This window comes from Sediminibacillus terrae (assembly GCF_009602435.1).
Taxonomy (GTDB): Bacteria; Bacillota; Bacilli; order Bacillales; family Amphibacillaceae; genus Sediminibacillus; species Sediminibacillus terrae.
Genome location: NZ_VZDQ01000021.1, coordinates 568,750 through 583,288, shown reverse-complemented (window position 1 = coordinate 583,288; position 14,539 = coordinate 568,750). Strand labels below are relative to the sequence as shown.

The 14,539-nt window shown below is 42.9% G+C and carries 13 protein-coding genes and 1 other annotated feature; of the genes, 6 read left to right on the top strand and 7 right to left on the bottom strand.

Features of this window, described 5'->3' with window-relative positions; translation table 11 throughout:
- Positions 1-211 precede the first annotated feature (211 nt).
- A complete protein-coding gene (locus tag F6X55_RS08960; protein WP_035426787.1) occupies positions 212-577 on the bottom strand; it encodes a carboxymuconolactone decarboxylase family protein in 366 nt (121 codons plus the stop codon).
- A 146-nt stretch (positions 578-723) separates the two neighbouring features.
- Positions 724-974 (top strand) — a binding site (T-box leader).
- An 85-nt stretch (positions 975-1,059) separates the two neighbouring features.
- On the opposite strand from F6X55_RS08960, the gene F6X55_RS08955 reads away from it, so the two are divergent.
- Both F6X55_RS08955 and F6X55_RS08950 read left to right on the top strand, forming a co-directional pair.
- Entirely contained in the window at positions 1,060-2,289 is a 1,230-nt protein-coding gene (locus tag F6X55_RS08955) for an MFS transporter (RefSeq protein WP_051390435.1), read from the top strand.
- A 78-nt stretch (positions 2,290-2,367) separates the two neighbouring features.
- The gene (locus F6X55_RS08950; RefSeq protein WP_153462785.1) at positions 2,368-2,727 is read left to right on the top strand and encodes a SpoIIAA family protein; all 360 of its coding nucleotides are present in this window, start codon (positions 2,368-2,370) and stop codon (positions 2,725-2,727) included.
- Between the two features lie 60 nt (positions 2,728-2,787).
- Here F6X55_RS08950 and F6X55_RS08945 read toward each other — a convergent pair whose 3' ends face one another.
- The 3 genes from F6X55_RS08945 to F6X55_RS08935 form a co-directional block, all read right to left on the bottom strand.
- Entirely contained in the window at positions 2,788-3,675 is an 888-nt protein-coding gene (locus tag F6X55_RS08945; protein ID WP_026771210.1) for a glycine betaine ABC transporter substrate-binding protein, read from the bottom strand.
- A 1,026-nt stretch (positions 3,676-4,701) separates the two neighbouring features.
- Positions 4,702-5,511 carry a membrane protein insertase YidC gene (gene yidC, locus F6X55_RS08940; RefSeq protein WP_153462783.1) on the bottom strand — a complete coding sequence of 270 codons (810 nt, stop codon included), beginning with the start codon at positions 5,509-5,511 and terminating at the stop codon, positions 4,702-4,704.
- Positions 5,457-5,834 (bottom strand): hypothetical protein, encoded by a 378-nt coding sequence (locus F6X55_RS08935; RefSeq protein ID WP_026570043.1) that lies wholly within the window; start codon positions 5,832-5,834, stop codon positions 5,457-5,459. The genes yidC and F6X55_RS08935 overlap by 55 nt, the downstream gene beginning before the upstream one ends.
- A gap of 286 nt (positions 5,835-6,120) precedes the next feature.
- Here F6X55_RS08935 and F6X55_RS08930 point away from each other — a divergent pair, with 286 nt between their 5' ends.
- Positions 6,121-7,389 carry a DNA polymerase IV gene (locus F6X55_RS08930; RefSeq protein ID WP_153462781.1) on the top strand — a complete coding sequence of 423 codons (1,269 nt, stop codon included), beginning with the start codon at positions 6,121-6,123 and terminating at the stop codon, positions 7,387-7,389.
- Positions 7,390-7,851: 462 nt separating this feature from the next.
- On the opposite strand, the gene rnz is transcribed toward F6X55_RS08930, so the two are convergent.
- From rnz to F6X55_RS08915, 3 genes are read right to left on the bottom strand one after another with little or no spacing between them, the layout of a single operon-like run.
- On the bottom strand, positions 7,852-8,775 hold the full coding sequence (gene rnz / locus F6X55_RS08925; RefSeq protein WP_026570045.1) for a ribonuclease Z: 924 nt from the start codon (positions 8,773-8,775) through the stop codon (positions 7,852-7,854).
- A 15-nt stretch (positions 8,776-8,790) separates the two neighbouring features.
- Positions 8,791-9,810, bottom strand: coding sequence for an NADPH dehydrogenase NamA (gene namA / locus F6X55_RS08920; RefSeq protein WP_153462779.1), 1,020 nt, complete (start codon positions 9,808-9,810; stop codon positions 8,791-8,793).
- Positions 9,811-9,831: 21 nt separating this feature from the next.
- Positions 9,832-10,581: a glycerophosphodiester phosphodiesterase gene (locus F6X55_RS08915; protein ID WP_026570047.1), complete on the bottom strand. Its 750-nt coding sequence runs from the start codon at positions 10,579-10,581 to the stop codon at positions 9,832-9,834.
- Positions 10,582-10,664: 83 nt separating this feature from the next.
- Between F6X55_RS08915 and F6X55_RS08910 the strand changes: the two genes are divergently transcribed.
- From F6X55_RS08910 to F6X55_RS08900, 3 genes are all read left to right on the top strand, one after another.
- Positions 10,665-12,293 carry a M20/M25/M40 family metallo-hydrolase gene (locus F6X55_RS08910; RefSeq protein WP_153462777.1) on the top strand — a complete coding sequence of 543 codons (1,629 nt, stop codon included), beginning with the start codon at positions 10,665-10,667 and terminating at the stop codon, positions 12,291-12,293.
- Between the two features lie 457 nt (positions 12,294-12,750).
- A complete protein-coding gene (locus F6X55_RS08905; protein ID WP_153462775.1) occupies positions 12,751-13,713 on the top strand; it encodes an MBL fold metallo-hydrolase in 963 nt (320 codons plus the stop codon).
- A gap of 5 nt (positions 13,714-13,718) precedes the next feature.
- Positions 13,719-14,513, top strand: coding sequence for an SDR family NAD(P)-dependent oxidoreductase (locus tag F6X55_RS08900; protein WP_026771219.1), 795 nt, complete (start codon positions 13,719-13,721; stop codon positions 14,511-14,513).
- Positions 14,514-14,539 lie beyond the last annotated feature (26 nt).

Sequence of the window (14,539 nt, the reverse complement as noted above, 5' to 3'; positions counted from 1 at the left end):
GGAGGCTTCTAAAATATTGTTTCTTGTTTTACCAATTTTTTGATTGGAAAGGATCGCATTTTGCAGACTTATAAAAAGGAGGTTTATCATATTGACTCACTGATTCATCGTTTTTGTTTATGCGATATTTTCCTGAGAAAGCATAAAACCAAGCAAAAATGGCAGAAAATAACGCTTGGCCATGTTGCCTGGTTTTACAGTATATAAGAACTCAATGTTTTACTTCATGGTAGTGGTCGAATGTTTCCATCGCTAAGGTCACACCTTGCGAAAAGGCCGCACCGCCACCGAGAGCTGCACTGACAGCAATCGTTTCCATCATTTCCTTTTCCGTTGCTCCGTGTTCTACGGCTCCCTTTGTATGGTACATAATGCAATATTCATCCTGGGCATAAATACTGATGCCAAGGGCGATCAACTGTTTTTGTTTTGCGTCTATTGAGCCGTCTTGAAAGCAGGATTCTGTAAAATCAAAATAACTTTTCGTAACCTCGGGAAGACCTTTCTCCAATCGGTTGCTTCCTTCTTTATAATCAAGAATCGCCTGGTCGAAAAAGTTTCCCTCTTCTTCATACATATCCATCGTTCCAACTCCATTTCCGAAAAATTCATTACACTGATAGCGTGATATTCCTCGATAAATATGATACATGGTATAAAGTGGAAGGGTTGAAAATAGTTGTTTACAATGGAGAATTAGCATGATAGGATAAATGAAATTATACTTGAGCGATGATGAGAAGAGTAGATATACGTGAAGCTTCACAGAGAACCCCGGCAGCTGGGAAGGGGAAAGCGGCACTTATCGAAGCAAGCCTCAGAGCTTTACATCGGAACCGGAGATAGAGGGGATGATGTAACGGGAGCTCCCGTTACAGAGCTAGGGTATAAGCTTTTTAGCCGTACCTGATAAGGTCGATATGGCAACATGTTGGCGAACTGGGGTGGCACCGCGGTCTTTAATCGCCCCCAAGATATGAAATCTTGGGGGTGATTTTTTATTCTCTTGAAAAATTAATTGGTTAAATATCAGGAGGGATCGTGGTGCGAAAAGATAAGATGTACCGAATACCGGGAATTTCATTACTTTTCCTATTGGGAATTGGTATTTCCAATATAGGTGATTGGATTTATTTGATTGCCTACAATTTGATTATTCTTAACAAGACAGGAGATCCTTTAGCTGTAGCAGCGCTCTATATGTTGAAACCAGTTGCAGTGCTTGTCACCAATGGCTGGGCAGGCAGTATGGTTGATCGAATGAACAAAAAGAAGTTGATGATTGTTCTTGACAGCTTCAGAGGACTATTGCTATTGGTGTTACCAATATTTACATCTTTGGCGGGAATTTATTTTACCGTGCTGTTGATCAACATGGCGAGTGCCATTTTTTATCCGGCTTCGCTTGCCTATATCACAAAGTTGATTCCAGAAGGGGACCGGCATCGCTTTAATGCGCTCCGCAGCTTGATGGATTCAGGTGCCTTTCTGATCGGACCAGCATTGGCAGGTTTATTGTTAATGACAGGACCACCGCTTATTGCTGTCTACTTAAATGGGATAACCTTTATTTTCTCTGCCGTGATCACGCTTCTCTTGCCTGATTTGGAAAATAAACGAACGATCCCTCAAAGGGAGAAGCGCATCGGATTTTCTGAATTAAAGGCCGATTGGAAGCTTGTCCGTTATTTTAGCATTAAAAGAAAGTTTGTCTTTCGGATATATATGATATTTAGCAGCGTCATCGTGATGACAGCTGCCATTGACTCATTGGAAGCTGCTTTTGCTACACAGGAGTTGCTTTTATCTGATTTTTGGTACGGAGTACTTGTCAGTGTCGCTGGGGGAGGGATAATCGTCGGAGCAATCATCAATACCTTACTGGCTGATTGGATGAAACCTTTGGGATTGATTGGCGCGGGCTCCGTATCTTTAGGTGCTGGTTATTTGGTCTATGCTTTTTCTTCTGATTTCTTGTTTGCTGGAATCGGCTTTTTCATTCTATCGTTTTCTTTAGCGTTTGCCGATACAGGTTTCACTTCATTTATTCAAAAAGAGGTTCCAGTGGAGTTACTGGGAAGGATAAGCAGTATTTATGGTTTAGCGGAATCCTTACTCATCCTGTTCTTTACCGGTGCATTCGGTCTTTTTGGACAAGTTTTATCAGTAAGATCGATAGTGGTTACCGGTTCAGTAATACTATTCATATTATCGCTTGTATTGTTCATTCAAACCTTCAAATCTCCCATAGGTAAAAACGTAAGGGCAAAGAGGACTGCAAGCTCATAAGTACCTGTGATTTATTGTTTGAAAGTTCTTTTCAATGGGTAAATCAAATAAAAAGCACGAAAAGAAGGGTGGGTTTCCATGTTATCAATTCTGCCGAGCCAGGATGAAAAGACGATCGCTGTTCAGTTCTCGGGAGAGGCAACGAAAGAGGATGCGAAACGTTTGGAAGAACATGTAAAAGAGGAATTTCCTGAAGGCGATTCGTTTAACGTTTTGGCCGTGATTCACGATATAGAAGGCTCTTCCCTGAAAGGTATGGCAGAAGGGATGAAATTTGACGCAAAACATTGGGAACAATTCGATAAATTCGCCGTGGTGACAGCTAAAGACGGCGTAGAGTCATTTGCAAAAATCGGAAAGTATTTACCGGGTATTTCCGTAAGGCAATTTGACAAGGATCAACTTTCCGAAGCATGGGATTGGCTGCAGGAACAATGAGGTCGTAAAAGCAAGAAACCGTGACACGCTGTAAAAGATGTGCCGCGGTTTCTTGTCTTTTTATTCCGTCCATTTATCTATTAACTCTTGATGTTGGTCGATCCAGGCTTGTGCTCCGTCTTCTTCTGATTCAGCCTCCTTTATTGTAGCCATCAGGCTTCCTAATTGTTGATCATTGAGTTCGAATTGATCGAACCATTTAACTACCTCTGGCTGATCTTCTTCAAGTCCTTTTCTGGCAGCATAGGAAATGTTTTCTGCTTCTCCATACACATTTTGCGGATCCTCGAGTATTTTTAAATCCATCTCGGAAAAAGCCCAATGTGGTTTCCAAAGGGTAACTACTACGGGGTTTTCATTTTCAATGTTGTTTTGCAGTTCGGTCAGCATAGTAGGCTCGGAGGAACTTGCAAGTTCATAATCTAGACCGTACGTATCGATTACTTCCTCAGTCAACGACATAATGCTTGCTCCGGCGTCAATGCCTACTATTTGGGAATCGAATTCTTCTTTGTGATTATTCAGATCTTCGATGCTGTTGACGTCTTCCATATATTTCGGCACGACGAGTGCTAAATCAGTACCTTCGTACCAATTTTCCCGCCAATCGATTTCATCCTTGTACTTGTTATAGTATGCCTGATCTGTATTTGGCAGCCAAATCTCCATTCCAATGTCCAAATCACCGGCAGAAAGGGCTTCATAGAGAAACGCTTTTTCAACAGAGGTCAACTCGACGTTGTACCCTTTGTCTTCCAGGATGATTTTCCACATGTTGGAGACCGCCACGTTCTCTGCCCAGTTATTCATCCCGATGGAAATGGTGCCCTTGTCCCCTTGTGATTCATCGTTTGTTTGTTGTTCTGTATTCTCGTCCGAACCTTCTTCCCCACAAGCTGCTAAGAACAAGGTGACTCCTAATAAAATAGTGATAAACGATTTCTTCATCTATCCATCATCCTCCTTTATTTTTCAGGTTGTCTTAACGGCAGGTTAAGCATGTTTAACTTTATTGTAGGCATTTTGAGGAAAATCATCCTCTTGCCTGCAGGAGAAATTGAAAGATTGTACAAATAAGAGGAAAGAGCATTTTATGTGTGACAAGATAAATTGCTTTGGCTTATTAGCTGCTTGACATCTGTTTAAAAACGAACGTGGCTACGGCTTTTGCAAAACCAGCTAAACAGCCATGCAGTTAAAGTATTAACAGATACAAATGAAGGTGTTCTGCTATGAAAAAGCGACGTGAAAGAAGGGGAGGGGAGAATGTTGCGATGAAGGTAGGTTCTCTGTCACATGTGGTGGTGTGATTTTACTTCCACCCTTTCTTTATCAAAAGGTTCATTCTATAAAAAGCTATTTTACTCAGACCGCAGAGGAAATAAACTCGCTTTCCGCGAACGAACGCCCGAGCCTCCTCGCGAAGCCCGCTGTGGGGTCTCGGCCGCCCGTTTTTCCGCAGGAGTCTATGTACCTTGTCTCCATTGAATGAAGATCGTTTCTCTTCTGGCGTGATTTCCGCTTTGCCTATTGCCGTTACAGGTAGAAAGCTGAGTTGCATGGAAACCGTCTTTTTTATGCTATTCTCCAATTTCCAAAGAATAAAGGAACCCCATGCTGATTTTTCATCTTCGTCTCTGTTTAGATACCTATCAACCAATAGAAGAATACGGTCCATCTTGTCATTATCATATGGACATCAGCCCACGAAAACGTAGCGAAGGCAAGATACGGAGACTCCTACGGGAACAGCACGAGCTGAAAATCCCGCAAGAAAGCGGTTGGTGCTTTCTGAGGAAGTTGAAGCCGTGCCCGTGGAACGCGTAGTATCTTGCCGTAGCGATTCGAAGCACGCATCAAACAACAGGATTAAAAGAGAATATACAACTAAAAACCGAGCGAATTTAATGGCAGTTAGAATTCGCTCGGTTTTTGCTTTGGCGGCCATGCTTTTGTCCTGGCCACTTTTCATGACTATTCCACTGTTTGCTCAGCGGTGGCAATCTTTTTTGGTTGTTTTGGTTGGTAAAGTCGTTTTGCCAAAAGCGTTTGGAATATCAGGAACAAGCCGCCGACTGTCCAATACAACGGCAATGCTGCCGGCGCTGAAAAGGAGACGATTCCTATCATTATCGGTGATAATAACCCCATGATAGCCATTTGCTTTCGCTGCTGTGCGTCCATACCGATTTGCGTCACTTTGAATTGAACAAAGTATATCGCTGCAGCAATAAATGGCATGACTAAATCCGTATGCCCTAAGTTAAACCATAGAAAAGTATGTGAAGCTATTTCAGGTGTCGTTCTGATTGCATAATAAAAGCCTATCAAAATCGGAAACTGAATAATCAACGGTAAACAGCCGATGGCACCGAAAGGATTCATTCCGTGTTTTTGGTATAACTGCATCATTTCTTGTTGCTGTTTTGTTTTGGATTCCTGATCGCTCTTATTGTTATATTTTTCTTTTATCGCATCGAGTTCCGGCTTCATCACAGCCATTTTTTCGCGCATTTGATAGCTTCCCTTTTGTTGTTTCAGCATCAACGGCATTAATGCTAAACGGATAATCAAAGTGACGACGATAATCGAGGCCCCATAGTTATCGTTCAGTAACGAAGCTACATTCTTTAACAAATACGAAAAACTGTCGACAAAGTAATGGTGGAACCAGCTCGATGAACTTCCGTCCGAAGCACCTTGGCAGCCAGACAAAAGCAGCATAAGGGTTATAAGAATGAATCCGCTCTTTTTAAATTTGGTGAATACAGAATGTTTCTCCATTGTTGTCCTCCTCGTATGGTATATTTCTCTTTTAACAACGAGAAGGAATGGTTGTCTGTATCATCTTCAGGACCGTCTTTTCTTTTTATTTTTCTAGCTATCCAGGTAATTACTTCACCTGTCTCGGTTGACCTTCTTTCAACCGGGAGCAGTCTAAACCGGATTGCATGGTAATCTCTAGTGACCATTTCACTGCTTTTTGATAAAGTAGGAAAGGCCATCACCGAAAAACCGAATGCACAGTATATAGCCAGAATCATACTAACATAAAAATAAAACGGTGACGCCTCACTCAGCAGCTCATTCAACAACTCGATCAACACGTGTATTCACCTCCTTCTTGCAAACTACTTCTATTAAACTCCTCTGAAAGCGATTTGTCAAAGAACATTTCGTGACAAAATGGAGCCGGTAAGGAGAGCTTATAAATGATTCGCAATTTTTCTTTCCTCTATTATTTTGATTACTTCTGTTAACTTATACGAACCATCCTTTCAAAGGGTTTCAATAATTGACAATATTCCGCGGATGGGCTAGAGAAGTCTGCACCAGGCAAAATGTGCTATACTAAAAAGAGTAGAACAACCGTTCTGTTAGAGGGTGAAGGTTATGTCGAAATGGTATCCCAAAAAAGGACGTGTTATCTTTCACGTCGATATGAACAGTTTTTATGCGTCCGTTGAAATGGCTTATAATCCGGCATTGAAAGGAAAGGCCATTGCTATTGCCGGAAATCCGGAAGAACGGAAAGGGATCATCGTTACCAGCAGTTACGAAGCCAGAAAAAAAGGTGTTAAAACCACGATGCCCTTATGGGAAGCAAAAAAACTGTGTCCGGAGCTATTGGTGATGCGGCCGAATTTCGACCGTTACCGAACGGCTTCAAGGGAAATGTTTAATATTCTGTCAGACATCACTTCTTTTGTTCAACCTGTGTCGATAGATGAGGGCTATATGGATATTACCGACTGCCAGCATTTAGGTTCTCCTTTGGAAATCGCTGCATCAATTCAAAACCGAATAAAGAGTGAATTGGATTTGCCCTGCAGTATCGGAATAGCGCCAAATAAGTTCCTCGCCAAAATGGCTTCGGATATGAAAAAACCAATGGGAATAACAGTTTTGCGGAAAAGGGATTTAGCTGCAAAGCTATGGCCCATGGCTATAGAAGAAATGTATGGAATTGGAAGCAAAACGGCTGAAAAACTTTATAAAATGAATATTTTCACCATAAAGGATCTGGTAGAAGCTGATGCCTTGCAGCTAAAACGGATTTTGGGCATAAATGGAGAACGGTTGCAGAATCGTGCTAAAGGTATGGATACCAGTCCAGTTGATCCTGATGCGGTGCATGAGTTCAAGAGTATCGGGAGCTCAGAAACCCTGCCGGAGGACACAACGGATTATACAGAAATCAGGCAGTTGTTTTCCCGTTTGACGAGGAATGTAGTCAGAAGAATGCAGAGAAAGCAGGCTGTAGGGCGGGGGATTCAAATCATGGTCAAATACCACGATTACAAAACTATAACGAGAAGCCGAAAACTCCCGGATTATACAGATAATGAGAGTGAAATTTTGGCAGTAAGCATGGATTTATTTGAAAAACATTGGAATGAAGAGCCTGTTAGATTGTTGGGTATTACTGTGCAGGATGTGGCGGAGAAAAAAGATATTGCGCAGCAGCTTGATTTATTTACGTATGAAAAAGAAGCGAGTAAAGAAAAACTTTACAAGACAATCGACGAGTTGACTGAAAAATACGGAAAAAACCCTTTCAAAAATCTGGGTGGAAAGGGACTGGATATTGAACCGCGGACCAGTTTCCAAAAAGATTTTTTGAATGATTATAGGGATAGGAACAGGACAAACGAAGAATAGGAAATGGTGGTCGAGGCCCTATAAATAATATACCTTTACAAGCGGGGGAGAAACTTGTAGAAAAACCGATAGTCTCTCTACAAGTCGGGCTTGGCGATTTATTTATCAAGCGGTTTGATCGATGTTTTTCAAAATTTCCGGGTTTTTCAAGATCTCCTGAAAACATTCCTGGCAGGTAGTGCTGTATGACTGTTTTTCTTTCGATCCGGTTCGATGTATATGTTCTTTGAAGTGTTGACACATATTTCTTCTTCCTTTCTCAATAGTTGTTTATCCTTTTCGATAAATCGTTATTTCACTCCTTTATATACCCATATAAAGGTAGGCGAAACACTTTTTTATCAAGGGTAATGCTTTGTCAACTTGAAGGAAGGAGAGGGAATCAGGACGAAAACGCTCACATAATCAAAAAATAGGCACGTTAGGGAGGTTGATTATCATTCACGTTCCCTAACGTGCTTTTTATTTTTGTGGAATTTCTTCTTGATAAAAGTCTTGTGCCAGAGCAGTGTTTGGAAATATCTCTCTCGCTTCCTCTAGCAGTTGCTCCAGCATATCGGCTTGATAACGGGATGAAATATGGGTCATAACAAGTTTATCAACAGCAGCTGCTTTCGCAAGCCTGGCCGCCTGTCGGGTGGTGGAATGAAAATAGTCAAACGCTAAGGCTTCATCGTCCCCTTTGAAGGTCGCTTCATGGATTAACAAATCCGAACCTTGTGCAAAAGTTTTTAATTCTGGAAGGTACCTTGTGTCTCCGAGAATGGTGATGGTGCGTCCCGGTTTCTCGGGACCGATAAAATCATTTCGAAAGATTATTCTTCCATCCGCCAAGGTTATCTGTTCTTTTTCTTTGATTTGTCGATAGACGGGACCTGGCTCGATACCGGCAGCTTTTAGTTTTGCTGGCTGCAATTCCCCTGGACGTTTTTTTTCTGTAACACGGTATCCGAAACTGTCTATGCCATGGGCCAATTTTTTGGCTGTGACCTGAAACAATTCATTTTCAAATAGCAGCCCTTCGCTGACTTCTTCCACGACTAACGGATACGTAAGGGTCGTGCCGCTCACACGCAAGCTTGTTTCGATGAATTCCTTGAGCCCCTTCGGTCCGAAAATCGTCACGGGTGTTTCTCCGCTTTGAAAGGATCTGCTGCTTAACATGCCTGGCAGCCCATATATATGATCTCCATGTAAATGTGTAATAAATATTTTGTCTATCTTCCTGGGTTTGATCGGTGTATGCAGAATTTGATGCTGAGTTGCTTCCCCGCAGTCAAAAAGCCAGATGCTTTGCATCTCCTGCAACATGCGCAGAGCAATGGACGATACATTTCTTTCTTTCGAAGGCAGGCCTGCCCCTGTTCCTAAAAATATTACATCCATGATATTCCTCCCAACTTACCTCCAGCCGCGTTGATATTGTATTGGTGCTTCGATCGTATAGCCTAATTCATCGGCAGCAGCCTTAGGCCAGTATGGGTTTCTTAATAGTGCACGGGCAAGAAAAATCAAGTCTGCCCGATCGTTTTGCAAAATTTCTTCAGCCTGGATTCCCGTTGTAATCAATCCTACAGCACCTGTGGGAATATCCGCCTGATGCTTGATCGTGTCAGCGCCCGGAATTTGGTAGCCCGGATATGCAGTGATTTTGGCAGGTACGACTCCGCCTGAACTGCAGTCGATCAAATCGATTCCTTGCTTCTTCATCTGTTCTGCAAAATAAACAAAGTCTTCCATGGAGTTGCCGCCTTCTGCATATTCGTTAGCAGAAATTCGTACAAAAATCGGACCATCCCAGACCGTTTTTACCGCCTCAATGATTTCCTCCAAAATACGGTACCGATTTTCGCTATTTCCACCATATTGGTCGTTCCGGTTATTGGTCAAAGGGGATAAAAACTGATTGATCAAATAACCGTGTGCAGCGTGTAGTTCAATGATATCGAATCCGGCTTGTTTCGCTCTGCTTGCACCTTGTTTGAAGGCTTCCACTGTATCGGCGATATCTTGCATGCTCATTTTCACAGGGGTTTGATAGCTTTCATTGAAAGCAAGTGCACTGGCACTATAACTTTTTTCTTCGTCCTCAGCCTTTCTTCCGGCATGTGCCAGTTGAATGCTGCTTTTTCCGCCATGTGCATGGACCCTGTCGCTGATTTTTTTCAGTCCTTCGATATGGCCGTCTTCCCAGATACCCAAGTCTTTGGCGGAAATACGTCCAGCTTGTTGGACGGCAGTGGCTTCTACCATCACCAATCCCGCTTGTCCAGCAGCTCTGGATTCATAATGGGCGATATGGAAAGGCTGGACGGTTCCATCTTCTGGTTCACACGAATACATGCACATCGGAGACATGACGATTCTGTTTTTTAAGGTGACTTCCTTGAATGTAATAGGGGTAAAAAGCTTGGTAGACATTATTTAAACCTCCCGATTGATTTAATTTTGTTGATTCATTTGCCCGAATAAGCGGCGCTGTTCGATTGCTTTATCGGGGAGATCTGTGAAAATAGCGTCAACTTTCAGTTGGTAACACTTTTTCATTGCTCCACTACGATTTATTGTATAAATACGGAGTCTCATATCATTCTCCCGGCACTGTTCGACCACCTTACTGTTCAGTAAACGGTATTTAATATGTAAGGCTTTCGCTCCAAGTCCTGCCGTATAATCGACCAGTCCATTTATTCTCTGAGATGTTAACAGAGCAGTTGCAATTTTACTATCGATTTGCTTGAACCGTGCGATGCTGACTGGATTGAAACTGGAAATCGTCGTTCGATTGACGAGTTTATATTTGCATAACAAGTCGTAGACTTTTTTTTCCATATGGTCATAGTCAATTACGTTGTTTTTCAATTCAATATTTAATTGAAGCTGCTTTGGCTGAGCCCAGATAAGGAATTCTTCCAACGAAATAATCGGGGTATTTTCGAATTTTTCTGATAACCACGAGCCAGCATCTAGCTTTTGCAGCTGTTCGAATGTATAATCTTGGACAAAGCCGACGGCGTTAGTCGTTCTCTTCACCGACTCATCATGAATCAGAACAGGGATGCCGTCCTTGGATAACTGGACATCTGTCTCGATGCCTTCCGCACCCATTTCATAGGCAAGCTGAAAAGCGGGCATGGTGTTCTCGGGAGCCAGTTTACTAGCGCCGCGATGGGCATACACTAGCGTTTTCACTCGTTTCACCTCATCCTGTAAGTATGGTTAAATTGTGTGTTATTTCTGTTGAAAAGTCAATGTAAAAGGAAGGAGCGGACTGTATGCAAGAATGGCAGACGAAGGAGCAATTGACAGAATTACTTTATTCATTAGTGCGGTATCCAAGTATCAGCGGCAGTGAAGATGAGCTGGCTTTGGCTGAGCATTTGTTTTATACACTGCGGCAGAAAGAGTACTTTAAAACCAATCCTGGTTTACTGAGCCTCCATCCATTGAAAGATGGATGGCAATTACTGACCGCATTGGTCAAACAGAAGGAAGAAGCGGAAACGGTTATCTTGCTCAGTCATTTTGATGTTGTCGGAATCGAGGACTATGGATCTTTAAGGAATCTTGCCTTCCACCCACGGGAATTGACAGCAGAATTGACAAAACGTAAAGCAGACCTTCCAGAGCTTGTTCAAAAAGACTTGGATGAAGCCGGAGAATGGATTTTCGGCAGGGGAACGATGGATATGAAATCCGGTTTGGCGGTACATATGTCAATGGTCGAAAAAGCAATTGCGGGTGAATTTAATGGAAACATCCTTTTGCTTACGGTGCCGGATGAGGAAGTGAATTCTCTCGGAATGATAACAGCTCTGCCGGTGTTGAAAAGACTGCGGGATGAACACGGACTGCGCTATCGGGCATGTCTTAACGGAGAGCCGATGTTCAGTAAATATCCCGGCGACAAAAACCATTATATGTACACCGGTTCGATAGGCAAAGTGCTGCCTGGGTTTTTATGTTTTGGAAAAGAAACCCATGTAGGTGAACCGTTTGCCGGACTGAACGCCAATTTGATGATTGGTTTCTTGTCTGAAGAGCTGGAATTGAATGAGGACTTTGTGGAAAAAGTGGGAGAGGAAGTTACGCCGCCTCCAGTCAGTTTAATGCAACGCGATTTAAAGAAAGAATATTCCGTCCAGACACCCGTTTCTGCTGTTTCGATGTATAACGTGCATTATCTAAAGCAGTCCATTGAAACAATAAACGAAAAGTTGTTTCTTGCCGCCCGGAAGGCGGCTGCAGCTATCGAACGCCATTACGATGAAAAAGTTGAGAAATACGCCCGTATGACTGCAGACTTCGTCAAACCGGAGTTCAAGGTGAAGGTATTTCACTATGAGGAACTTTATAAACTTGCTGTTGAGCAGTTTGGCAAAGAAGAAGTGGAACGGAGACAAAATTTATTGATGAAAAAAAGGGATACCGGCGACAGAGACTTTTCAACGTTGTTGGTTCAGGAGCTGGCAGCGCTATGTAAAGATTACGCTCCGATGATCGTCTTGTTCTATAGTCCTCCGTTTTATCCAGCTGTTACCTCTCATCATGACGACTACATAGCCGCTACGGCGGGAACAGTGAGGGATTATGTCAGCCATCATTTTGGTATCCCGTTGAAAACAGTGGAATATTTTCCTGGCTTGTCTGACTTAAGTTATATCGGTCCGGTAGCTTCAGATAGCAGCTTGTCTCCGTTGACCGGAAACATGCCATTACAAAATAAAGGATTTGAACTACCCGAAGATGTAATGGAGCAAATTACGATGCCGATTATGAATGTCGGTCCGTTGGGTAAAGATCCGCATCAATGGACAGAGCGACTGGAATTGACCTACAGTTTCGGTTACCTTCCTGAAATCGTAAAGGTTGCAATCCAATCCCTGCTCCGGAGCAAAGGCTAAGTGACGGGAATCAAACATCAAACTGGTAATAGGAAATAGAGTATGAAAGAAGCCGAGAAACAACAAAAGAAGGTGAATTTTTTTCTTAGGTATATTTCTCATGCTTTTGTTGTCGGGGTGATTCACCGCATTCATCCAAAAGCGGGAACTGAAGATTTGCTTGGTGAAAAGCGGATGACTTTTTCCGGTCGAGCAGAATCCTGCGGCAAAGGAACACCTTCCAGAAGTATATAGGAGTGGCACTATGCAGCGGAAACTTTTCAAGATAGATGGAAATTTATTTTAAAATATACAACCGTAAGTCCGGACGGTGAATCATTCACCGTCCGGACTTTTGCTTTGACCGCCATCTTTCGGAATATGCCACTTATCATTTTGCAAAACGGATGACTTTCAAAGGAGAAAGGAGTAAAATGAATACTGAAATGAATGGCCATTCAGTTTGGGGGATTTTACTATGTCGAAAGCAATTATCCATCAAATCACCGTGCCGACTCCGTTTGCAGTCGGGGATGCTCACCTTTACCTGATCAAAGGGGATGCTTTGACGTTAATCGATGCCGGTACAAAGACAAAGCAAGCTTGGGAAGCTTTACTGGCTGGGTTGAAAAAGCATGGTTATTATCCAGACGATATTGAACAGCTCATTTTGACTCATCATCACCCAGATCATATCGGGTTTACAGATGAATTCCCCAGGTTAAAAGCCATATATGGACACCCTTTGAACGATGTCTGGCTTAAACGGGAGGAAGCATATTTCCAACGATATGAACAATTTTTTTATGACTTGTACAAAGAATCGGGAGTACCGGAATCCTACCAAGCATTTTTAAAAACGCTTCGTGCGCCTCTTCGCTTTGCGGGTAAAGGGGAACTGTCAGATTCCCTCCTCGAGGGAGACCGGCTTCCGGGCCATGAGGAGTACCGGGTAATCGAAACTCCTGGCCATGCCCAAAGTCATTTATCCTTTTACCAGGAAGAAACCGGGGCTTTTGTCGGAGGAGACCATTTACTTTCCCATATTTCCTCGAATCCTTTACTGGAACCGCCGGTTGAACAAGGTCGGGAGCGGCCGAAACCAATGCTGCAATATCGCAAAGCCCTGTTGCGCTGTAAAGAACTGGACATACATACCGTGTACCCTGGACATGGACCTATTTTTTCAGATGCCGCTGTTTTGATTGATAAACGGCTGGAGAAACAAGAATTACGGGCGGAACGGGTGAAAGACATTCTGCAAGAAGGGACTAAAACGGCCTTCCAAGTATGTGAACAGCTATTCCCCAATCAAATCGAAAGGGAATTCGGGCTGACTATGTCAGAAACAATCGGCCAGCTTGACTATTTGGAAGATTGCCATAAAATCGAAAGAATAAAAGAAAACGACATCTTGAAGTTTCAAATAAAAAGTGAGTGATAGACGTGAATGATAGAATTGCTGGGAAAAAGATACTCATTACCGGCGCGTCAAGTGGCTTAGGTGAACAAATTGCCTTTAAGATAGCTGAACAAGACGGCATTCCGATCCTGATTGCACGATCGGAAGCGAAATTAAGGAGGCTGTCTGAAGAATTGGGGGAAAAACATGGGATAACCATCCCTTTTTATCCGGCAGATTTGACGGAAATCGAGCAATTGGATGGATTGTTCGAAGACATAATGGTTCAGCACCAGCAGATTCATGGATTGGTCAATAATGCAGGGATTGGCGTTTTCGACTATTTGGCGGATGCCCGCTGGGAAGATATTGAAAACATGCTGCAGCTCAATGTGACAGCTTTGATTAAAACCGTCCACAAAATATTGCCGCACTTCCTGCATAATAATACCGGCCATATCGTAAATATTGCCTCGCAGGCTGGTAAACTTGCTACCCCGAAATCGTCGGTATACAGCGCGAGCAAGCACGCCGTTGTCGGTTTCTCCAACGCGTTGAGACTGGAAGTGGAAGGAAAGGGAATCTGGATTACAACTGTTAATCCTGGTCCGATCTCCACGCGTTTTTTCGATCATGCCGACCCTTCCGGACATTACCGGAAGTCGGTTGAAAGGTACATGTTGAACCCGGAAAGGGTAGCCGATCAGATTGTAAGCAACTTGTTTAAGAAAAAGAGAGAAATCAACCTGCCTCGGTGGATGGAATTCGGAAGCAGGCTCTACCATATTTCGCCGGGATGGATGGAGAAGCTGTTGAAGAAACAATTCAATAAAAAATAATTCGGTTGAAATGAATTGTTTTCAGG